Annotated in this window: 17 protein-coding genes; 9 read left to right on the top strand and 8 right to left on the bottom strand. The window is 67.8% G+C overall.

The features are described from left to right. Positions 1-49 precede the first annotated feature (49 nt). The 3 genes from AB4Y40_RS22530 (at position 50) to AB4Y40_RS22520 (ending at position 4,465) form a co-directional block, all read left to right on the top strand. The gene (locus AB4Y40_RS22530; protein WP_368689638.1) at positions 50-1,852 is read left to right on the top strand and encodes an acyl-CoA dehydrogenase family protein; all 1,803 of its coding nucleotides are present in this window, start codon (positions 50-52) and stop codon (positions 1,850-1,852) included. Next, entirely contained in the window at positions 1,849-3,081 is a 1,233-nt protein-coding gene (locus AB4Y40_RS22525; RefSeq protein ID WP_368689637.1) for a CaiB/BaiF CoA transferase family protein, read from the top strand. Before AB4Y40_RS22530 ends, AB4Y40_RS22525 begins: the two co-directional genes overlap by 4 nt. Positions 3,082-3,148: 67 nt before the next feature. Next, positions 3,149-4,465, top strand: a complete 1,317-nt coding sequence (locus tag AB4Y40_RS22520) for an MFS transporter (protein WP_368689636.1) — start codon at positions 3,149-3,151, stop codon at positions 4,463-4,465. Between the two features lie 7 nt (positions 4,466-4,472). On the opposite strand, the gene AB4Y40_RS22515 is transcribed toward AB4Y40_RS22520, so the two are convergent. From AB4Y40_RS22515 to AB4Y40_RS22505, 3 genes are all read right to left on the bottom strand, one after another. Beyond that, entirely contained in the window at positions 4,473-6,521 is a 2,049-nt protein-coding gene (locus tag AB4Y40_RS22515; protein ID WP_368689635.1) for an EAL domain-containing protein, read from the bottom strand. A 220-nt stretch (positions 6,522-6,741) separates the two neighbouring features. Further along, entirely contained in the window at positions 6,742-7,674 is a 933-nt protein-coding gene (locus AB4Y40_RS22510) for a 2-hydroxyacid dehydrogenase (protein ID WP_368689634.1), read from the bottom strand. A 69-nt stretch (positions 7,675-7,743) separates the two neighbouring features. Continuing rightward, positions 7,744-8,724: an AraC family transcriptional regulator N-terminal domain-containing protein gene (locus tag AB4Y40_RS22505; protein ID WP_368689633.1), complete on the bottom strand. Its 981-nt coding sequence runs from the start codon at positions 8,722-8,724 to the stop codon at positions 7,744-7,746. Between the two features lie 189 nt (positions 8,725-8,913). Between AB4Y40_RS22505 and AB4Y40_RS22500 the strand changes: the two genes are divergently transcribed. After that, positions 8,914-9,966: an NAD(P)-dependent alcohol dehydrogenase gene (locus AB4Y40_RS22500; RefSeq protein ID WP_368689632.1), complete on the top strand. Its 1,053-nt coding sequence runs from the start codon at positions 8,914-8,916 to the stop codon at positions 9,964-9,966. A gap of 299 nt (positions 9,967-10,265) precedes the next feature. Next, the gene (locus AB4Y40_RS22495) at positions 10,266-11,228 is read left to right on the top strand and encodes a LysR family transcriptional regulator (RefSeq protein ID WP_368689631.1); all 963 of its coding nucleotides are present in this window, start codon (positions 10,266-10,268) and stop codon (positions 11,226-11,228) included. A gap of 12 nt (positions 11,229-11,240) precedes the next feature. On the opposite strand, the gene AB4Y40_RS22490 is transcribed toward AB4Y40_RS22495, so the two are convergent. Beyond that, positions 11,241-11,882: a C39 family peptidase gene (locus AB4Y40_RS22490; protein WP_368689630.1), complete on the bottom strand. Its 642-nt coding sequence runs from the start codon at positions 11,880-11,882 to the stop codon at positions 11,241-11,243. 323 nt (positions 11,883-12,205) lie between these two features. On the opposite strand from AB4Y40_RS22490, the gene AB4Y40_RS22485 reads away from it, so the two are divergent. Further along, the gene (locus AB4Y40_RS22485) at positions 12,206-13,060 is read left to right on the top strand and encodes a helix-turn-helix domain-containing protein (protein WP_254319511.1); all 855 of its coding nucleotides are present in this window, start codon (positions 12,206-12,208) and stop codon (positions 13,058-13,060) included. Positions 13,061-13,098: 38 nt separating this feature from the next. Here AB4Y40_RS22485 and AB4Y40_RS22480 read toward each other — a convergent pair whose 3' ends face one another. Both AB4Y40_RS22480 and AB4Y40_RS22475 read right to left on the bottom strand, forming a co-directional pair. Continuing rightward, positions 13,099-14,949: a hybrid sensor histidine kinase/response regulator gene (locus AB4Y40_RS22480; RefSeq protein ID WP_368689864.1), complete on the bottom strand. Its 1,851-nt coding sequence runs from the start codon at positions 14,947-14,949 to the stop codon at positions 13,099-13,101. A 52-nt stretch (positions 14,950-15,001) separates the two neighbouring features. After that, positions 15,002-15,526 carry a molybdopterin-dependent oxidoreductase gene (locus tag AB4Y40_RS22475; protein ID WP_368689629.1) on the bottom strand — a complete coding sequence of 175 codons (525 nt, stop codon included), beginning with the start codon at positions 15,524-15,526 and terminating at the stop codon, positions 15,002-15,004. Positions 15,527-15,854: 328 nt separating this feature from the next. On the opposite strand from AB4Y40_RS22475, the gene AB4Y40_RS22470 reads away from it, so the two are divergent. Next, positions 15,855-16,802: a phosphoribosyltransferase family protein gene (locus AB4Y40_RS22470; protein ID WP_368689628.1), complete on the top strand. Its 948-nt coding sequence runs from the start codon at positions 15,855-15,857 to the stop codon at positions 16,800-16,802. 12 nt (positions 16,803-16,814) lie between these two features. Here the strand turns inward: AB4Y40_RS22470 and AB4Y40_RS22465 are convergent, their stop codons facing one another. After that, entirely contained in the window at positions 16,815-18,491 is a 1,677-nt protein-coding gene (locus AB4Y40_RS22465; protein ID WP_368689627.1) for an ATP-binding domain-containing protein, read from the bottom strand. Between the two features lie 216 nt (positions 18,492-18,707). Here AB4Y40_RS22465 and AB4Y40_RS22460 point away from each other — a divergent pair, with 216 nt between their 5' ends. Both AB4Y40_RS22460 and AB4Y40_RS22455 read left to right on the top strand, forming a co-directional pair. Further along, positions 18,708-19,334: a glutathione S-transferase family protein gene (locus AB4Y40_RS22460; protein ID WP_368689626.1), complete on the top strand. Its 627-nt coding sequence runs from the start codon at positions 18,708-18,710 to the stop codon at positions 19,332-19,334. A 57-nt stretch (positions 19,335-19,391) separates the two neighbouring features. Continuing rightward, positions 19,392-20,021, top strand: a complete 630-nt coding sequence (locus tag AB4Y40_RS22455) for a Fur family transcriptional regulator (RefSeq protein WP_368689625.1) — start codon at positions 19,392-19,394, stop codon at positions 20,019-20,021. Between the two features lie 108 nt (positions 20,022-20,129). Here the strand turns inward: AB4Y40_RS22455 and AB4Y40_RS22450 are convergent, their stop codons facing one another. Further along, entirely contained in the window at positions 20,130-20,540 is a 411-nt protein-coding gene (locus AB4Y40_RS22450) for a response regulator (protein WP_069268743.1), read from the bottom strand. Between the last annotated feature and the right edge of the window lie 135 nt (positions 20,541-20,675).

Below are 20,675 nucleotides of genomic sequence, written 5' to 3'. Positions count from 1 at the left end.
CCTAAGCTACGCCGAATCGCAGAGCAAAACAGCATGGAGACAGCACACGATGAGCGATCGCCCCGCCTTCGCCACCCAGTCCGCACAGGCCTCGCAGGCCGTCCCGGCAAGCGGTTCGGCCAACATCCCCGATAGCCGCGGCATCAACTTCTACACGAGCGACCCCGGTCTCGCGCCCCTTTTGCGCAGCTATCTCGGCGATGCCGCATTCGGCGCGCTCGAAACGCGGCTCGTCGCGCTCGGCCAGCGCGCCTCCGACGAACTCGACACGCTCGCGCTCGTCGCCGACAAGCACCCGCCCGCGCTCGAGGCGCGCACGCGCAGCGGCGAAGCGATCCAGCGCATCGACAAGCATCCCGACTACGTGGCGCTCGAACGCGTCGCCTACGCGGAGCTCGGCCTCGCGGCCATGAGCCATCGCGAGAACGCGCCCGCGCCGCTCGTCAAATACGCGCTCACGTTTTTGTTCGTGCAGGCCGAATTCGGCCTGTGCTGCCCGGTGAGCATGACCGACTCGCTCACGCGCACGCTGCGCCGCTTCGGCTCGCCCGACCTCGTTGCGCGCTACTTGCCGATGCTCGCCTCGCAGGACTTCGACACGCTCTATCAGGGCGCGATGTTCATGACCGAGCAGGCAGCGGGTTCGGACGTGGCGCGCATCGCCACGCGCGCCACGCGTGAGCGCGACGCGAATGGCGAGGACGTGTGGCGTCTTTACGGCGACAAGTGGTTCTGCTCGAACGCCGACGCCGATCTCGCGATGGTGCTGGCGCGCCCCGACGACGCGCCGCCCGGCATCAAGGGCCTCGCACTGTTCCTGCTGCCGAAGACGCTCCCCGACGGCACGCGCAACGCCTATCGCATCGTGCGCCTGAAGGACAAGCTCGGCAGCCGCTCGATGGCGAGCGGCGAGATCGTGCTCGAAGGCGCGCAGGCGTACCTGATCGGCGAGGTGGGCCGCGGCTTTCATCAGATGGCGGACATGATCAACATGTCGCGGCTGTCGAACGGCGTGCGCGCGGCGGGCCTCATGCGCCGCGCCGTGACCGAGGCGCTGCACGTCGCGCGCAACCGCGAAGCGTTCGGCCGCAAGCTCATCGAAATGCCGCTGATGCAGCGTCAATTGCTCAAGATGATGCTGCCCGCCGAACAGGCGCGCTCGATGTTCCTGCGCATCGCCACGCTGCTCGCGAGCGCCGATGCCGGCGACGCGCTCGCGGCGAAGTGCGTGCGCGTTCTCACGCCGCTCATCAAGTTCCGCGCCTGCCGCGACGCGCGCCGCGTCACCGGCGACGCCATGGAAGTGCGCGGCGGCGTGGGCTATATCGAGGAGTGGAGCGACCCGCGCCTCGTGCGCGACGCGCATCTCGGCTCGATCTGGGAAGGCACGAGCAATATCGTCGCGCTCGACGTCGCGCGTGCGGCGAAGCGCGAAGGCGCGCTCGAGGCGCTCACGCAGCACGTGCACGCGGAGCTTGCGCAAAGCGGCCTGCCCGAAGCAAGTACCGCGCTCCTGCGCGACGTGTTCGACCGCGCGGGCGCTGCGCTCGTGAGCGTGGCCGAATGCGGCCGCGACGAATCGGTGCGCCAGGCCGCGAGCGCGCTCTATCACGCCACGACGGCGGCCCTGATGGCCTGCGAAGCCGCGCAGATTTCGCACGACGCCGCGGATTACCGGCGCCTCGCCTTCGCGCATCTGCTCTTGCGCCACAAGCTGCTGCCGCGCGACCCGCTCGCGCTCGACGAACGCGACGAAAACGCCGCGACGCTGCGTGCGCTCGTGGACGAACGAGCGTTGACGCTCGAGCAAGCCATGCAACTGATTCCGGCACATCGAGGCGACGCGCGATGAATACAACTCAGGAATCCGCATCAACCCCGGTGCACGGCGCGCTGCATGGCCTGCGCGTGATCGATCTGAGCCGCGTGCTGGGCGGTCCGTACTGCACCCAGGCGCTCGCCGATCACGGCGCCGAAGTCATCAAGCTCGAACCGCCCGACGGCGACGAAACGCGCGGCTGGGGCCCACCCTTCGTCGGCGATACGGCGTCGTACTACGTTGGCGTGAACCGCAACAAGCAGGGCATCGCCGTCGACCTCTCGCGCGAAGAGGGTCGCGCGATTCTGTGGCGGCTGCTCGAAGGCGCGGACGCGCTGGTCGAAAACTTCAAGCCGGGCACGCTCGCGCGCTGGGGCATGGACTACGAGCGCGATCTGCGTCCCCGTTTTCCCCGCCTGATTCACTGCGCAATTTCGGGCTTCGGTCCGGACGGCCCGCTCGGCGGCCTGCCCGGCTACGACGCCGCGATTCAAGCGATGGCGGGCCTGATGAGCGTGAACGGCGAGCACGACGGCCCCGCGCTGCGCATCGGCCTGCCGATCGTGGACATGGTCACGGGGCTGAACGCGCTCGCCGGCATCCTGCTCGCGCTGGCCGAGCGTGAAAATAGCGGCCTCGGGCAGTCGGTGGATATCGCGCTTTACGATTGCGGCGTGTCGCTCCTGCATCCGCATCTGCCGAACTATTTCGGCAATGGCCGCACGCCGCAGCGCAGCGGCAACGCGCACCCGAACATCGCGCCGTACGACAGCTACGCGACGGGTAGCGCGCCCATCTTCCTCGCGGTGGGCAACGACCGCCAGTTCGCGAAGCTCTGTGCGCACCTGGGCGTGCCCGGCCTCGCCGACGACCCGCGTTTCGCCGACAACCGCAGCCGCTGCGCGCATCGGCCGGAACTCAAGGCCGCGCTCGAAGCGCGGCTTGCCGCGCACGACTGCGAGCCGCTCGCGCGCGACCTGATCCGGGCCGGCGTGCCGTGCGGCCCCGTGCAGACCGTCGACGCCGTGGCTGCGCATCCGCACACGCAGCACCGCCGCATGATCGTCGAGATGGACGGCTATCGCGGCACCGGCGCGCCCGTGAAGCTCTCGCGCACGCCGCCGACCTATCGCACGCGCCCGCCCGCGCTCGGCGCCGACACGCGTGCCGTGATGGATGCGCTAGGCATCGACGCCGATATGCAGCAACGGCTCTTCGAAGCCGGCATTGTCAAGGATCCCGAAACGACGCCAAGCGCCTAGCGTTCCATCCCACCCCAACGGAATACAGACCGGCCCAAGCCGGCTCACCCCGATCCAGGAGACAAGCATGACCCGCCCCGGCACTACCCCTGCGCGCCAGCCCGCGCGCGCTTCGCTCGCCGCCTTTGTCGGCACCACCATCGAGTGGTACGACTTTTATATCTACGCCACCGCTTCGGCGCTCATCTTCGGCAAGCTCTTCTTCCCCTCCCACGAGCCGTTCTACAGCACGCTCGCCTCGTTCGGCACCTTCGCCGTGGGCTTCTTCGCGCGCCCCTTCGGCGGGCTCGTGTTCGGGCATTTGGGCGACCGTATCGGCCGCAAGAAGGCGCTCGTCGCGACGCTGTCGATCATGGGCGTCGGCACCGTGGGCATCGGCTTTTTGCCGACCTATGCGAGCGCCGGCGCGCTCGCCCCGGCGCTCCTCGTGCTGCTGCGCGTGGCGCAAGGCATTGCGATCGGCGGCGAATGGGGCGGCGCAGTGCTCATGGCCGGCGAGCATGCGCCCAAGGAAAAGCGCACGTTTCTCGCCTCGTTTGCGCAACTCGGCAGCCCGGCAGGCCTCATTCTCGCGCTGCTGGCGTTTCGCATCGTCGCGCATCTCGACCGGGACGCGCTCTTTGCCTGGGGCTGGCGCTTGCCGTTCATCGCGAGCGCGGTGCTGCTCGTGGTGGGCCTGCTGATCCGCTCGGGCGTGGGCGAGTCGCCGGAATTCGAGGCGATCCGGACGCAGCGCCGCACCGCCGCGATGCCGATCGTCGAAGTGCTGCGCGATTCGTGGCGCGCCGTGCTGCTGTGTCTCGGCGCGAATGTGATCGGCGTGGCGGGCGCGTGGTTCGTCAACACCTTCATGCTCAACTACACGACCCAAACGCTCGGGCTCGACCGCGGGCTGATTCTGGATTGCCTGTTCGTCGTCGCGTTCATCCAGCTTTTTACTCAGCTCTTTTCCGGCTGGTTTGCCCAGCGCGTGGGCGCCGGTCGCTTCCTCGTGCTGGCCGCCGCGCTGGCCATGATTTCGCCATACCCGATGTTCGTGCTCGTCTCAACCGGCCGGCCGGTCGCCATCGTGGTCGGCATTGCGACTGCGGTGATGTGCATGTGCAGCTCGTACGCGGTGATGGCGGGCTTCATGACGAATGCGTTCCCGGTGCGCGTGCGCTACTCGGCGATTTCGATCTCCTACCAGTGTTGCGCGGCGCTCGCGGGCGGCCTCACGCCCCTCGTCGGCACGCTGCTCGCGCATGACTATCCGGGTCAGTGGTGGCCGCTGGCGCTGTTCTATAGCGCGCTCGCGGCCATTTCGCTCGTGTGCATCGCGGTGCTGCAGCGCAAGCAGTCGTCGGCCACCCAAAGCGACGTGGCGCTGGCGTTGCAGGACTAACGCTCTGCTACACGGCCGCCGCTACCGCCGCTATCAGCCCGTTCAGCGCAACGCGCCACGCTTCGCTGTTCGGGCCTTCGGTCAGCAGCGCGCCGACCACCTCCCGGTGCAGCGCATCGCGTTGCGCGCCGGCCGGCAGAATATCGCCGAAGCCCGCCAGCGACTGCGCGAGCGGCGTGCTGCCGCCCTCGCCCTCTTCGCGCGTCAAGGCGCGCAAGAGGTTTTGCGCCGCTTCGGGCACCGCCGCGATCATGAGCATGCGCTCTTCCCAGTTCACGAAGCGGGCGAGCCGCGCCAGGAGGCCTTCCGTTCCGGCGCCGCTTTCGACGTTCGCGGTCGCGACGAAGGCCGGCGTCGTGTCGAGCCATTCGATGAGGCGTGTGCCTTCCATCGGCTTCGCGATGCCATAGCCCTGCGCGCCGTCCACGCCGAGAATGGCGAGCGCGCGAAGGAGGTCGAGCGTATCGACGCCTTCCGCAAGCACGCGCCTGCCTAGCGAATGGCCGAGGCGCGTCAACTGATAGATCACGCGCAGCGTACTGAGCGCGTCGCCGCCGCTCACCTTCACCATCTCGCGGTCGAGCTTGATCCAGTCGAACGGCAATTCCCGCAGCCGCGTGAGGCCGCTATGCCCGGCGCCGAGATCGTCCTGCGCGAGCAGCACGCCCAGCTCGCGGAACTTCGCGAGAATGGCGCGCTGTCCCTGGCTCAGCGACAGTGCTTCGTTCTCCAGAACTTCCAGCGTGAGGCGCTCAGCTGGGCAACGGTGCGCGGCCAGCGCGGTGCGGGTGGCCTCGAAATAGCGGATGTCGTTGAGCGCCGCCGGCGGCAGGTTGATCGCCACGTCGAGATCGCGGCCCTGGGCGCACCAGCGCTCGCGGTCGGCGAGCGCCTGCTCGATGCCGCGTGCGAAGAGCGCGAGCAGATCGTCGGAGGAGAGCGCCGAGAGAAACACGTCGGGCACGAGCAGGCGCTCGCCGTCGCGCAGACGCGCCAGCGCTTCGACCTTGGTCGCCTTGCCCGTGGCGAGGCTGAGCAGCGGCTGATAGTGCATTTCCAGCGCGCCGGTACGCACGAGCGCCGCCCAATGCTGGCGCACGCTCACCGGCACGGCGGCGCTCAGGCCGTCGTTGCCGGCGATACGCGTCGCGGCACAGCCGAGCAGCGTTTGCAGCAAATCGACGAAGGCTACCTGATCGGGCCCGACGAAGCCGCCCGGAAACGCGCTATACAGACTCAACACGGCGAGCGGCGGCTGTCCGGGCGCGGCCAGCGGAATCGCCACCGAAGAGCGCACGCCCTCGCGCGCCGCGAGATCGCGCCACGGCGCGACGAGCGGATCCGTCTGATAGTTGACGACGCGCTCGGGCTTGCCGCTGCGCCACGCGCGCCCGATGGCGCCCTGCCCTTGCGGATGATCGGCGCGCACGCTGATTTCCCGATCGTGCGCGGCAAGCACGTTGAGCATGCCGCCTTCCGTCTTGCCGCCCGCGCCGGCCTCGAAGTGAAAAATGCCCGCTTCGTCGGGACGGCCGATGGTGCAGGCGCTCACTTCGTCGTGCGCCGCCAGCGCGGCAATGACCTGGTCGATGAAATTCGTGTAGCTGCCCGCCTCCCACACCAGACGCGTGATGCGCAACAGCGCCTCCTGCTGCGAGTCCTGGACGGCCTGATACGCCTTGAGCTGCCACGCGAGGTCGGTGGTCAGGCGGCGCGCGTAGAGCGAGAGTTGTTGCGTGCTCACGGTTCGGCCGACGTCCGCGTAGATCAGCTCCTGAAGAATGCCGCGGCTGCGCACGAGTTCTTCCTTGTCGAGCCCGACGATGGAATGAATGCGGCCGATGCGCTGCGCCATGTCCTCGTGCTCGCGCGCGGTCAGGCCGAGGCTGGCGAGGGCAAGCAGATTCTGGATCTGCCGCGCCTTGAGGTGCGCGAGTTCCGCAGCCGAAAGCATTTCGAGGATGCGGCGGGATTTGGGCAAGCGGCCCAGCTCCTCGTAGAAGCGGTTCACCACGTGGGCCACGTGCTCGTGCAGCGCGCCAATCAGCGTTTTCATTTTTGAGCCTTCGATATCACCGCCCTGGCGTCACGGCCCGGATCTGCAAAACGGGCAGGGTGTCGCGCCAGGTTCATGGCCGTGGTGGTCACTAGCGGCCGCTCGAACAGCGATTTTGGCTCGCACAGGAGGAATGATACGTCATGCGCTGCGGGCGTCGGTGCACGGTGGCATACACGGGGCGGCGCACGCGGGCGCTAAAACCGCCCAACGCCGGCCTTCAAAGCGGCGTGAGCAGCGCCTCGCCCGCGAAGTGCCGCGCCGCGTTTTCGGCGAAGTGGCGCACCGTGGCGGTGCGCACGTCGGGCGACGCGCCGGCCACGTGCGGCGTGAGCACGATGTTGTCTAACCCGATGAGCGCGGCGGGCGGCTGCGGCTCGCCCTCGTAGACGTCGAGCCCCGCGCCGCCCAGCGTTCCCGCCTTCAGCGCGAGGGCGAGCGCGGCCGTATCGACCACGCTGCCGCGCGACACGTTGACGAGAAAGCCCTGCGGCCCCAGTGCATCGATCACGTCGCGGTCGATCAGATGCTTCGTTTGCGCGCCGCCCGGCGTCGCGATCACGAGAAAGTCGCTCCATTGCGCGAGCGCCATCACGCTCTCGAAATAGCGCGCCTGAGCGCCCTCGCGCGGCTTGCGGTTGTGATAGCCGAGCTCCATGCCGAAGCCCGCCGCGCGCCGCGCGACCTTCTCGCCGATATGCCCGTAGCCGACGATGCCGAGCCGCCGCCCCGTGACCGTGGGGCGCATGGGCAGCGCGTCGCGCCAGACGCCGGTGCGGCAGGCGGCATCGAACTGCGGCACGGCGCGCACGGCCGCGAGCAGGAGCGCGAGCGCGTGGTCGGCGACGCAGTCGGCATTGACGCCCGCGCCATTGCACAGCGCGATGCCACGCTCGCGGGCGTGATCGAGTGCGATGTTCTCGTAGCCCGCGCCGAGCGCGCCCGCCAGTTCGAGCGCGGGCATGCGGTCGATTTCGTCGGCGGTGAGGCCCGTCGTGCCGTTGGTGAGCACCACGCGCACGTCCTTGCCGCGTTCCGCGACCGCTTTGGCGCGCGCATCCGCATCGGGCGCGTAGATCACGTCGAACTGTTCGCCAAACCCGGCGAGGTCTTCAGCGGGAAGCCGTATCAGGACCAGCAGGCATGGCTTCATCGTCGTGTCACCCTTCCGTCATTGTTTCGATATGCGAATCGAATACCGGAGTGCCCCCGCGCGTGGACTTCACACGGCCGTCACATAGCGCGGCGGCAGCACCTCGACGCGCGGCGCGGCCGCGGCGGCTGCGGCGTCGCGCGCCTGGCGCATCTGGTCGGCCGGGCTCATGCCGAACAGGCGCTTGAATTCGCGGCTGAACTGCGACGCGCTTTCATAGCCGACGCGCGTGGCCGCCGCGCTCACGGTCAGGCCGTCGTGCGTGATCAGGAGGCGCGCATGATGCAGGCGCGTGGTCTTCACGTACTGCATCGGCGATGTCGAGGTGACGGCCTTGAAATGCGCATGAAAAACGGCAAGGCTCATGCCCGCCTCGGAGGCGAGCGTTTCGACGTCGAGGTCGCCACGGTAGTCGGTGTGAATGCGCCGCAGCGCCTTCGCGATCCGCCCGAAGTGATGCTGATGTGTGAGCGCTGCGCGAATCGCGTCGCCCTGCTCGCCCATGAGCACGCGGTAGCAGATCTCACGCACGATCGAAGGACCGAGAATGCGCGCTTCGTACGGTTGCGCGAGCGCTTCGAGCAGGCGCAGCACGGCATTCGAGAGCGTGGCGTCGAGCGGCGTGGCGTAGATGCCCGAGGGTTCGGACACGGCGCGGCGCGGGTCGTCGAGCGCCATGAGCAGTTCGGCGACGGTCGTGAGATCGACGCGAATCGAGATGGCGAGAATCGGCTTCTCGGGGCTCGCCTCGGTCTCGCACTCGAACGGCATCGGCACCGAGAGGACCAGGTATTGCTGGGCGTCGTAGATGAACACCTGGTCGCCGAGAAAGCCGCGCTTGCGCCCCTGGCAGACGATGAAAATGCTCGGTTCGTACATGACCGGCTGGCGCGGATGGCTTTGGCTGCCGCGGTAGAGCCGCACGCCTTCGACCGCCGTGGCGTGCACGCCGTCGCGCTGCGTGATTTGCATGAGCAGGTCGACCGTGCGCGCCTGCGTGGCGGCCGCCGGCGCGATGGCCGCCGCGGCGAGGGTTTTGACGTAGCCCATATCGGTTGTGCCCCAAAAGATGAAGTCAGGCAGAGAAACAGGCTTGCCAATCTATCACCGAACCTGTGGATGTGCTGAGCACCAGGAGAATCAGGCAAGTCTTCGATAGCTTCAGGTATTCCCTGGGTGGGTCCCGGTCCTTACGATGGGAACCCTGCCGCAACACCCATGCACCAAAGGAGCCAACCCATGTACCCAACTTACGGATACGCCGCCCGCGACGCCGCCTCGCCGCTCGCCGCGTTCGAATTCCAGCGCCGCGACCTGCGCGAACTCGACGTCCGTATCGACGTGCTGTTCTGCGGCGTGTGCCACTCCGACCTGCACCAGGCGCGCGACGAATGGCGCAACACGATTTACCCGGTCGTGCCGGCCCACGAGATCGTCGGCCGCGTGGCCGAAGTCGGCAACGGCGTCACGCAGTACAAGGTGGGTGAACTCGTCGGCGTGGGCTGTCTCGTCGACTCGTGCCGCACCTGCCCGAGTTGCGCCGAAGGCCTCGAACAGTATTGCGAGAACGGCTGGGTCGGCACCTATAACGGCGCCGACCGCGTGAGCGGCGACATCACCTACGGCGGCTACTCCACGCAGCTGGTGGTGGACGAAGCGTTCGTGCTGCGCGTGCCCGAGAACCTCGATGCCGCCGCGGCCGCGCCGCTGCTGTGCGCGGGCATCACCACGTATTCGCCGCTGCGCACGTGGGGCGCAGGCCCCGGCAAGAAGGTCGGCATCGTGGGGCTCGGCGGCCTCGGTCACATGGGCGTGAAGCTCGCGCATGCCATGGGCGCGCACGTGGTGCTGTTCACCACGTCGCCGTCGAAGATCGAAGACGGCAAGCGCCTCGGCGCGGATGAAGTGGTGATCTCGAAGGACCCGGAGCAGATGCAGGCGCACGCCAACAGCTTCGACCTGATCGTGAACACCGTGGCCGCGCAGCACGACCTCAACCCGTTCATCGAACTGCTGCGCCGTGACGGCACGATGACGCTGGTGGGCGCGCCCGAGCACGATCACCCGTCGCCGCAAGTTTTCAACCTGATCATGAAGCGCCGCCGTCTGGCGGGCTCGCTGATCGGCGGCATTGCAGAAACCCAGGAAATGCTGGACTTCTGCGGCAAGCATGGCATTACGTCGGATATCGAAATGATCAAGATGCAGGACATCAACAACGCCTATGAGCGCATGCTCAAGAGCGATGTGAAGTACCGCTTCGTGATCGACCTCGATTCGCTGCGCAAGTAACGCGCACGCCGCGCAGGCAACAAGACCCGCGCATCCCGACGTAACACCCTGCCCCGCCGGGCCATCCGTTCCGGATGGCCCGCCAGCCCTTCCCCTTCGAGGCCTACTTTTTTGGCCTCCCGTAGTCGAGCCGGCGTCACATGCGCCGCCATCCAATCGTCATGGCTGTTTAACCGCTGAGCGTCGCTTTCCGCGAGACGCCGGCGCCGCGAAGCGCATTCGTCGCTACGCGGCTCACTCTTTTTCTGCAGCAGCGCGGATTTCGTTCAAGCCTCAAGCCCATTGTCAGGAGCTCGCCCGTGATCGACCGCATCCAGGCGATGCGCACGTTCGTACGCATCGTCGACACCAATAGTTTCACCAAAGCCGCGCAGTCACTCGATATGCCGCGCGCCAGCGCCACCACGCTGATGCAGAACCTCGAATCGCTGCTCGGCACGCAATTGCTCGTGCGCACCACGCGGCGCCTTTCGCTCACGCCCGAAGGCGCCGCGTACTACGAGCGCGCCTCGCAGATCCTCGCCGACATCGACGATGCCGAAGCGAGCGTGCGCCAGTCGCCCGGCGCGATCGGCGGCCGCTTGCGCGTGGAAATGCCGGGCCTCATCGCCAACGCGATCGTGCTGCCCGCGCTCGATGAATTTCACGCGCGCTATCCGCAGATCGACCTCGTGATCGGCGTGAGCCTGCGCAACGTCGATCTCGTCGGCGAGGGCGTGGATTGCAGCATCCAGCTCGGCGAGCTGCCCGATTCGGGACTCGCTGCGCGACGCCTCGGCGTGCTGGAGCACGTGACCTGCGCGAGCCCCGCTTACCTCGAGCGGCATGGCGCGCCGCAAACGCTCGACGATCTCGCGCAGCATCCGGTCGTCAACTTCCTCTCGCCGCTCACGGGCCGCCCGTTCGAGTTCGACTTCGAGGTGGACGGCAGTCCGACCAAGGTGAAGGTGGACGGGTTCGTGCATGTCTCCGACGAGTTCGCCTACCTCACGTGCGGTCTGCAGGGCTATGGGCTGATCCAGCCGCCGCTGCTCGCGGCGCAGCCGTACCTGGACAGCGGTGCGTTGGTCGAGGTGCTGCCGCAGTGGAAGCCGCTGCCTACGCCCGTTTCGGTGGCGTTCGTGAAGTCGCGGCAGCTGTCGCCGCGCGTGCGCGTGTTCGTCGACTGGCTCGCGGAGTTGTTCGAGGATGCTGGCGCGGTGAATCGCGATCTCTCGCGGGTGCGGCAGTTGTTGGAGGGGCTGCAGTTGGCGCCGGTCTGAGCCCACGCGCATTCAGCGCGGCCGCCTAAGCGCCATCCCACGCCGCGCGTGAAACCGCGCAACCGTCTCATAAGGCAGCCAAGCATCCGCCTGATACGGCGCAATGCCCGAAGGATTGTGGAACCAGACGCCGCCATCGCCGCGGCCGTGCAGCAGGATCAGATGACCGCCCTGGCCGGGATCCATCCGCTCGGGATAGCGGATCTCCGGGCTCACGGAGACGATGGCAAGCGTGTCGGCATCGATGCGCGCGGCACTCGCCGCGATGCCCTCGTCGGTCATCACCTCCACGCGCACGCCGAACGCGCCTTCCACCCATGCGGCGAACGGCCGGTAAATCAAACCGTCCACACCGCCATCTTCGCGCACGCGATATACCCCATGCCGCAACGCCTCCTCGAGCATCTGCGCGCGCGGCGCATGCGCGACGCCCCAATAGTCGAGCGCCGATTCGAGGCAGGTCAGGCCGCACAGGCGCTTGGCCCAGAAGCGGTAGGCGTCGGCCTCCGGGAAGCCGCTCGCCCGCCAGTGCGGGTCCTCGCACGGGTCGGCGCCGCGCTCGACGATGGGCGCCACCCAGTCGGCGCTGCCCCACTGGCTGTAGTACGGCACGCCTTCATGCCGCCATGTCCCGCCGTTGCCCCCGTCGTCCAAACGATACCCCTCGCCGCAGTAAGGTTGATCTTCCGCGCGCGAGCGCACGGCGTTCAAAATCGTGCATCTTCGCAGCCGCGCGCCGTCCCCGCAATGCCGCGAATATCGCAAGCCGGATGTAAACGAAGCCGAATATACGCTTACATTCTCGTTTTTCGGCGCCGCATTACATTTAGCTAAAATAGCGCCGTCGTTTGGCATTTTATGCGTTTAGAATATCGTGCTCCCGTGCGCAGGCCGCGCGAGGTCCGGTCAGACCGGCCTCACGGCGCCACGGCATGATCAATCAGAAACTGAATCCACGAATCCCCCCTTTGAGCAGTATGTCGAACGTTGCCTACACAACCGACTCGGCCTCGGTGGCGGAGCGCGTACGCGAGCTGATGAGCCGTCACGGCATCGGCAAGCGTCAGCAAACGACCGAGCTGTGCCGGATTCTTGAACTGAGCTTTTCACAGGGGCACCGCAAGCTGCGCGGCAACAGCCCGTGGACGCTCGCGCAGATCAAGAAAGTGGCCGAAGCGTTCGGCGAACCCGCAGGCCAGTTGTTCGGCGCGCAGTTGCTCGATCCCGGCATGGTCGGGGCCAGCGCTCAGGAGGCGATGCTCTGCGTGAGCGCCGCCGAGCTTCCCTGCACCGCGTGGATCGGCGCACCGGTCGAGGCGGGCAGCCGCCCCGACTTCGTCGCCTACGAAAAGCAGGGCCAGTGGCGCGTGGTGCGCCCGGACGGCGCGCTCTACCAGAACGCGCGCGAAGTCCACAAGATCGAGATCTACCCGCGCCGCGCCGAGTCCGACAAGCCGCTCATCGCCGTCGTCGACGACGACCGCTCCTCCGCCGACAACCTGCGCGACTACCTCGAGCACAGCGGCTACACGGCACTCGCGCTCTACGGCCTCGCGGCATTCAACGAAGCGCTCGAAAACAACGTGTTCGACGGCGTGGTGATCGACTGGCTGTTCGGCAGCCAGACCGCCGCCGAGGCGATCCGCAGCGTGCGCGCCTCCGAGAACCCCGACGCGCCCATCTTCGTGCTCACCGGCGAACTGCTGACCGGCAAGGCCAGCGAATCGGAGATCAGCCAGGTCGTGCGCCACTACAACGTGGCCTGCTACGAAAAGCCGGCGCGCATGGCGATTCTCGTCGCCGATCTTTCCAAGCGGCTCAACCGCGGCTAACGCCGAGCATTGCCCGCTCAGCTCCCTCCCACGCCTTTTCAGGCGGCCGCCCGCGGCGCGCTCAGCGCGCGCTGCAGCGCCGCGCGCAGCACCTCGTAATGCACCGGCTTCGTGAGCCGGTCGAAGAACGGCGCGCCCTCGCCGCCCGGCGTCTTGCCCGCGTGGTCCGGAAGCGCCGCCAGCCCCGCCACGTCGGCGCTCACCGCGATCACGCGCGGCTGCGCGAGCACGTCCTGCGCGGTTTCGAGCCCCGCCACGAAGTCGTAGCCGTCGCGGCCCGGCATATGCAGGTCGAGCAGCACCACGTCGCATGCCACGTGCGCGAGCAGCGCGAGCGCACTGTCGGCGTCGCCGGCCGCGAGCGCGCGATAGCCCATGTGCGCGACCATCTCGCAGAGCGAATCGCGCACGAGCGGGTTGTCGTCGACGACGAGCACCTGCGGCGCTGTCCGCGCGGGCTGCGCCGCTTCGGCCACGGCCGTGGGCGCAAGCGGCTCGACCGGCGTGACGGGAATCCGCACGGTGAAGGTCGTGCCTTTGCCCACGCGGCTTTGCGTCTCGATCGTGCCGCCGAACAGCTCGACGAGGCCGCGCACGATCGCGAGTCCCATCCCCGCGCCCTCGTAGCGCCGCGAGCGCGACGTGTCGAGCTGCGTGAACTCCTTGAAGATGAGCGGAATCTGGTCCGGCGCCACGCCGGGCCCCGTGTCGCCGACGACGATCACGAGCGTGTCGCCGCCAGCAGGCTTCGGCGCACCCTCCTCGTCCGGCGAGAGCCGCGGGACCCGCGCGGGCGCCTGCAGCCAGAATTCGAGCCGCACCTTGCCGCGCTCGGTGTAGCGGATCGCGTTCGTGACGAGGTTGCCGGCGATCTGGCGAATCCGGTGCGGGTCGGCCACCACGCGCCGCTGCGGTCCCACCCACGCATGCTCGAACACCAGCCCGCGCGAGCGCGCCGCCTGCTCGTTCTCGTCGACGATCGACTGCAGCAGTTCGCGCGGCTCGAACTCTTCCTGGCGCAATTCGAGCTTGCCCGCGCCGAGACGCGCGTAGTCGGTGAGGTCCTTCATCTGCGCTTCGAGCTGGCGCGCGGCGGTTTCGAGGCGCTGGATCACCTTGCGGTCGGCTTCCGAATGCGAGTTGAAGCCGAGCAGCTCGATCGACGAAACGATCGCGTGCAGCGGCGTGCGCAGTTCGTGGCTGATCATGCCGAGGAAGGCGTCCTTCGCCATGCTCGCCTCGCGCGCGGCGCGGCTCGCCTGGTGCTCGGCTTCGAGCGCCGCGCGCTGCTGGTGCAGCAGGCGCGTGCGCCGGTAGCCGTTCATCACGAGCAGCACGCCCGCCGCCGCCGACAGCACGAGCAGCACGAGCCCCGAAGCGAACAGTTCGCGGCGCTTGGCGATGAAGTCGTGCCGGATCGCCTCGCGCTCGGTCACGTCGGCGAAACGCCGGTTCAGCGCGAGGTCGGTCACCTGGGTCCAGTGCAGGTCGAGCGCCATGAGCATCGGCACTGCGCGTTCGGGGTTGTCCGCGAGCGTGGCGATTTCGGCCTCGAACGGCGAGATCGTCGCGGCCAGAATGGCGAGATCGGCGTCCTGGCGGCGCTTGAGGCCCGGCGTCGAGTCGAGCGAGAGCGTCGAGCCCTTCATCACGTTGAGCTTCGACTGCAGCACCTCGTAGCGCAGCCGCACCTTGTCGAGATCGCGGTCGATGCCGTCCGCGAACATCAGCAACTGGCTCTCGAAGCGCGCGTAGGCGATCTGGAGCTGCGCGGCGTCCCAGTACAGGCCGTCGTAATTGCCCGTGATGCGCTGCACGACCTGCGGATTGAGCAGGTTCGCATAGAGCAGATAGCCGACCGCCACCACGGGCGGCGCGAGCGCCGCCATCCAGATGATCGCCTGCAGCAGGCGTCGCAAGGGACGTTGTATCACCCGCTACTCACCGCTTGATCGTCATCGACTTGATCTGCCACGCGAATTTCGAGTCGCCGGCCGCGCCGTCGAGCTCGAGCGGATGCTGGTCGCGTGGATAGATCAGGAACAACGGGCCGAAATTGCTCACCTTCAGCCGCTGGCCGTTCATCTCATAGGCGACCACCACGCCGTAGCGCGCGGCGTCGGCCACGGGCACGACGCAGGTGTAGTCGTCGAGCGTATGGATCTCGATCTGGCTGCCGTAGGCGCCCACGGCCTTGAGCACGTCCGAAAGCAGCGGGCCCGTGAAGGTCGAGCGCGGCGTCCAGGTCGTGGCCGTCGTGATCGAATGCGCGGGCAGCGCGAGCAGTTCCGCCTCGCTGAAGTGATACGCCGTGTGGGACGCGTTGTTGGTCACGCGCACCTCGCCATCGACGTCGAGCGAGAGCGCACCGGTCGAACCCGCCGCCTGCGCAGAAGGTGCAAAAAACGGCGCCGCACCCGCGAGCGCCACCACGGCGGCCCAGCGCCGCCAGCCTGGCCATCCCATCCCATGCCACATCTTGCCCGAGCCCTTTCGCGCGATGATTCGCGTCGTTTTCGTGTGTCTTTGCGCGGCGCTACGCTACATTTTGCGGTAATGCGCCGCTTTTTCCTGCTGCGTTTCCCTCGTTTTCCTGCTACCTCCACCCGCCATGCCAGCAGGCGCTGGTGAGCATAGGCATAATATCGTCAAACATTGTGCTGACAATAGCCGTCTTTTTCTCGTACACCGCTATCGGAAACGCGCGTTGCGGAGTTGCCGCGCAGTTACCGCGCAGTTACCGCGCAGTTACCGCGCAGTTACCGATCACGCGCTTCGACACCCAATTCAACCCATGGATAAACCTGTCGTTCCGCTCACCTACGAACAGCTCGATCACTGGGTCGAGTCGCTGCAGCCGGCGCTGATCGCGGAGGAATTCGACCTCGTGGTCGGCATCCTGCGCGGCGGCGCGCCGCTCGCGCTGATGGTTTCGCACGCAACGGGGGCGGCTGTCGCATTCCTGCGCTATGACCGCATCACGCGTGAAGTGCGCTGGGATTCCACGCTGCCGCTGCCCGAACCGGGCTCGAAAGTGCTGCTCTGCGAGGACATCGCGGGGCGCGGCCATACGCTCGTGGACTGCATCGCGTTCCTGAGCGAGCACGGGCTCGTCGTGCGCACGCTCACCGGCGCCTACGACGACCTCAGCCGTTTGCGCCCCGATTATTCGATCGACGCGAGCGGCTATTTCGCGCTGTTCCCGTGGGAGCGCCAGGCCTACACCGACCGCTATCGCGCCGACTGGATCCGCGACGGCGAAGGCGACGGTACGCGCATGGCCGACGACCACGAGTATGCGGTCTACGCCATCGATCTCGACGGCGTCCTGCTCCCCGACCTCCCGATTGCGCGCTACGACGAAGACCTCGTCGCCGCGCTCGCCGAGCGCGATGAGCTGGTGCCGTTCGAGCGTCTGCCCGGCATCGACATGAAACGCACGCGCGCGATCATCACGGGGCGTCCGGAGATCGACCGCGAGCGCACGCTCGCCTGGCTCGAACGCCACGGTTTCGGGCACCTGGAACTGATCATGCGCACGCCGGACGAACACGACGACACGGCCGCGGCCGTGGCGGCGCACAAGGCCGCGGCGGCCATCCGCAGCGGCGTCACGCACTTCATCGAGAGCGATCCGGTGCAGGCCATCCTGATTGCCCAGACCGCGCCGCTCCTGCGCGTGATCTGGTGGAACGCCCAGGCGCGCACGGGCACGCTGATCGGCGCCTCGGCCTGGAGCTGAGCGAGCCGGCGTTCAGGCGCCGCCGCGCCGGCCCTCGATGAACCGCGCGGCGCGCGGCGACGCCACCACGATGAGCTTCATGGCCGCGCGGGTCGCGCCGACGAAGAGTTTGCGCGCAGCGCGCTCGTCGAATGACTCGAAGTCCACCTCGGTCAGGATCACGCACGGCGCGGACTGGCCCTTGAAGCGGTAGATCGATTCGAGCAGCAGGTCGCCCTCGCGGTACTGCGGATTGCCGAACAGGTCGTATTGGCCCGTGAAGCTGCGCAGCCGGTGCGGGCCGAGCTGATCGAGCGTCGCGAACAGCGCATGCTCGCGTCCGCGCCAGGAAAGCACGACGATGTCCTGCTTGCGAAAGCCGAGCGAAAGCGCCTGCGTAATCGCGCGTTTCGTGGCCAGAACCACCCCGGGCTCCGCGCCGGGTCCGGTTTCGTGCTCGTCCCAGCTCGCCACCGTCACGTCGGAGCCGTCGAACGGACTCCCCGCCGCGAGCTGCGCGATGGCGGGCACGGTCGGTCCGGCCACGTCGCGCAGGAACGCGAGGATGTCGCGCGGGCTGCGGTAATTGGTGGTCTCGCGCAGCACGGTCCAGCCCGCCAGCGCGAGCGGCTCGCGCACGTACAGGTTCTGCAGCGGATCTTCGAGCCACCACCATGCCGCGTCCCGCCGCAGCAGACGCCCGAGTGCGCCGACCCACGCCTCCTGGAAATCCTGCCCTTCGTCGACGATCAGCACGTCGAACTGCCAGCGCTCGCCAATCGGCATCTCGCCGAAGCGCCGCACGAGGTCGTCGAACGCGCCGGGGCTTCCGAAGTCGGGCACGTGGCCGCCGTCGCGCGCGACCCAGTCGCACAGCTGGTGATAGGTCGCCACCTTCGCCCCGGGCGGCGCGAGCTGCGCGATGTAATCCGCGAGCGGCCGGTTGAAGCACACGTAGAGCGTGCGCGCGCCGCGCGCCACCGCGTCTTTCATGACCTGCACGGCCAGTTGCGTCTTGCCCGAGCCCGCCGTGCCGATCACGCGCAACCGGAACGGGGCAAATTCGAGCCGCCGCGCCCACGTGGCGAGGCCGCCCGCGAGCCGCGTGACGAGCGTGCCGGCCGCGCCGAGCAGCGCGCTGGTGTCGGGCGTGAGCGAAAGTTCGTCGGCGAGAAAGTGATGGATCCTGGCGGCGCACGGCAGGCGCGGCTCGTCGGCGGGCATGGCTTCGAGCACGATGGCGGCGAGCTGCGCCTTGCGCGTGGCGTCGACGATGCGCGCCGGGTTCACGCCCGCGATGGCGGGCTCGCGCACCACGTGGTCGGGGCAGTAGAACAGCTCTTCGAGCACGTAGGTGCCCGCGCCGAACGACGCCGTAAAGCGCCGATGCAGCCCTTCGACCGTGCGCGCCAGCGCGATCGCCACGTTGCGCTCGGTCTGCATGTACGCCTTGACGAGGCCGCCCGGCGTTTCGCGCAAAAAACCCGTTTTCTGCTCGACGAGCATCACGCGCCCGGCCGGGCTGACGATCACGAAATCGGCCTCGCCGAACACCGAAAAGCCCTCGGAGAGCCGCGTCCAGTGCACGCCGTGATAGACGGTGTAGCCGTTCGGCAAGCCGCGGGCGAGCGCGGCGAGCGTTTCGCGCTCGCGCGCGGCGGCGCCGGTGGCTTCGAGATGCTGCCAGTCGTCGGGGACAATGCGGGCCATGGGCGGGTCTCGGACGGATGTTGAGGTTCGTGGCGGCCGCGCAGGCAAGCGAGGGAGCGCTGCCGCACGAAGCGGGCGCGGCGGCGGAACTCCGGGCGCCGCGCAGCGCCTATTCTACGAAATGCCTGGCTGCACAAATAAACCGCGCGAGAATCGTGTATCGTGGCGGCCAGCGCCAGGTTGACCCTTTTTCCTCTTGCAAGGAGTACGCGCCAGATGATCACGATCTGGGGACGCGCCAATTCGGTGAATGTCCAGAAAGTCCTGTGGTGTTGCGATGAACTCGTGCTGCCGTTCCAGCGCATCGACGCGGGCGGCTCGTTCGGCCATCTCAACGAGCCTTCCTATCTCGCCATGAATCCGAACGGCAAGGTCCCGACGATCACCGACGGCACCTTCGTGCTGTGGGAATCGAACGCGATCCTGCGCTATCTGGCGATGGAATACGGCCCTTCGAGCCTGCTCTACCCGACCGACCCGAAGGTGCGCGCCTCGATCGAGCGCTGGCTCGACTGGTCGATCGGCACCCTCGCGCCCGTCGAGCGCCCCGTGTTCCTCGCGCTCGTGCGCACGCCGCCCGAAAAGCGCGACACGGCGAAGCTCGCGGCCGACTTCGATCAGCTGACCCCGCTTTGGCGGCTGCTCGACCACCATCTGCAAGGCCGCTTCTTCATGGAAAACGAGCGCTTCTCGCTCGCCGACATCGTGCTCGGCGCGTACGCGCGGCGCTGGTTCGGACTCGAAGGCGTGGAGCGCGAGCCGCTGCCGAATGTCGAGCGCTGGTATCAGCGCATCGCTCAGCGCCAGGGCTTCCGCAAGTACATCGATCTGCCGCTCACCTGAGCCGTCGCTCAATGGCGGCGCGGGCGGGCCGGCGGCGCGCCCCGTATAATCGCAAGCATGAAGACAGCAAAACCGTCCCCGGACGCCTTGGCCTTGCACAGCGACACCGAGGCGCACGACCACGCGCACGATCACGGCCACGCCCACTCGCACGACGGTGTAGAGGGCGCTTCGGTCGAGTCCGCGCTCGCGATGGCCGAAGCCTATTGCCGCGAGCGCGGCGAAAAGCTCACGCCGATCCGCCGCAAGGTGCTGGAGCTGCTGCTCGCCTCGGGACGCGCAACCAAGGCGTATTCGCTGCTCGACGAAATGCGCCAGATCCATCCGGGTTCGGCGCCGCCCACGGTCTACCGGGCGCTCGACTTCCTGTTGTCGGCGGGGCTCATCCACCGGATCGAATCGATCAACGCGTTCGCCGTGTGCCACGACCTCACGCAGTGTCAGCACGGCATTCTCGTGGTGTGCCAGCAGTGCGGCAACGTCACTGAGCTGCACGAGCCCAAGCTGCGCCAGGCGTTGGTTGCGCAGATCGAGGCCGCGGGCTACCGGCTCGCCGGCGACGGCATCGAGCTCAAGGGTCTGTGCGCGCAATGCCAGGAGAATCAGGCCAATTCGGCCGACAAGGCTGCACAGCCGGGCGCCGCTGCGGCGCCCGAAGCCGCCGCGCAGTCCTCGTCCGTTAGCTAACCGATCTTGCGCGCCCTTGAGCGCGGGCAACAGCTCAGCCGCGCCGCATCTCGCGGCGCTTCAGTCCATCCGCACCCGCACCTTTGCCGCCGCGCTACGCGCGCGGCGTCACAGCGACTGGCGCGCGTCGATCGCGTCGCTCAGCAGCGTCACCAGTTCGTCCGGCCGGGCCGGCTTGGTCATGAAGTGCTGGAAGCCCTCGCCGATGCTGCGCAAACGCCAGCTTTCGTCGGTATGGCCCGTGAGCGCGACCGCGACGGTCGGTGCGTGATCGCCGCGGATTTCGTAGTCGCGCAGGCGCTGGATCAGGTAGAAGCCGTCCATGGCCGGCAGGTCGAGATCGCAGACCACGGCGTCGGGGTGCAGGCTCAGGGCCGCTTCGACGCCGGTTTCGGCGTCTTCGACCGCCACCACATGCGCACCCTCCGCCTCGAGCAGCGAAGTCAGTGACGCCCGGCTGTGCGGATCGTCTTCGACGAGGACGATGGTCGTCCGGTCGAGCTTGTGTACTGCGTTCATTGTGTTTGCTTACATGCCTTTCTGTCTGTCAGGCCGAGTGCCGCAAGGCTACGAGCCCGGAGTCACGCCGGGCGCACGGCAACGCGGGCCGTCCTGATAGAGCAATCTTGATGCCGTCCGGTTCCTGCGTGCCGC

It is taken from the genome of Paraburkholderia sp. EG287B (assembly GCF_040965595.1).
Lineage (GTDB): Bacteria > Pseudomonadota > Gammaproteobacteria > Burkholderiales > Burkholderiaceae > Paraburkholderia.
This window is presented reverse-complemented; position numbering and strand designations above follow the sequence as displayed.

What these genes read in the sequence shown, in the direction of transcription:
- AB4Y40_RS22530 (WP_368689638.1), top strand. Translation starts at nt 50, where the DNA reads ATGAGCGATCGCCCCGCCTTCGCCACCCAGTCCGCACAGGCCTCGCAG.
- AB4Y40_RS22525 (WP_368689637.1), top strand. Translation starts at nt 1,849, where the DNA reads ATGAATACAACTCAGGAATCCGCATCAACCCCGGTGCACGGCGCGCTG.
- AB4Y40_RS22520 (WP_368689636.1), top strand. Translation starts at nt 3,149, where the DNA reads ATGACCCGCCCCGGCACTACCCCTGCGCGCCAGCCCGCGCGCGCTTCG.
- AB4Y40_RS22515 (WP_368689635.1), bottom strand. Translation starts at nt 6,521, where the DNA reads ATGAAAACGCTGATTGGCGCGCTGCACGAGCACGTGGCCCACGTGGTG.
- AB4Y40_RS22510 (WP_368689634.1), bottom strand. Translation starts at nt 7,674, where the DNA reads ATGAAGCCATGCCTGCTGGTCCTGATACGGCTTCCCGCTGAAGACCTC.
- AB4Y40_RS22505 (WP_368689633.1), bottom strand. Translation starts at nt 8,724, where the DNA reads ATGGGCTACGTCAAAACCCTCGCCGCGGCGGCCATCGCGCCGGCGGCC.
- AB4Y40_RS22500 (WP_368689632.1), top strand. Translation starts at nt 8,914, where the DNA reads ATGTACCCAACTTACGGATACGCCGCCCGCGACGCCGCCTCGCCGCTC.
- AB4Y40_RS22485 (WP_254319511.1), top strand. Translation starts at nt 12,206, where the DNA reads ATGTCGAACGTTGCCTACACAACCGACTCGGCCTCGGTGGCGGAGCGC.
- AB4Y40_RS22480 (WP_368689864.1), bottom strand. Translation starts at nt 14,949, where the DNA reads ATGGCGGCGCTCGCGCCGCCCGTGGTGGCGGTCGGCTATCTGCTCTAT.
- AB4Y40_RS22475 (WP_368689629.1), bottom strand. Translation starts at nt 15,526, where the DNA reads ATGGGATGGCCAGGCTGGCGGCGCTGGGCCGCCGTGGTGGCGCTCGCG.
- AB4Y40_RS22470 (WP_368689628.1), top strand. Translation starts at nt 15,855, where the DNA reads ATGGATAAACCTGTCGTTCCGCTCACCTACGAACAGCTCGATCACTGG.
- AB4Y40_RS22465 (WP_368689627.1), bottom strand. Translation starts at nt 18,491, where the DNA reads ATGGCCCGCATTGTCCCCGACGACTGGCAGCATCTCGAAGCCACCGGC.
- AB4Y40_RS22460 (WP_368689626.1), top strand. Translation starts at nt 18,708, where the DNA reads ATGATCACGATCTGGGGACGCGCCAATTCGGTGAATGTCCAGAAAGTC.
- AB4Y40_RS22455 (WP_368689625.1), top strand. Translation starts at nt 19,392, where the DNA reads ATGAAGACAGCAAAACCGTCCCCGGACGCCTTGGCCTTGCACAGCGAC.
- AB4Y40_RS22450 (WP_069268743.1), bottom strand. Translation starts at nt 20,540, where the DNA reads ATGAACGCAGTACACAAGCTCGACCGGACGACCATCGTCCTCGTCGAA.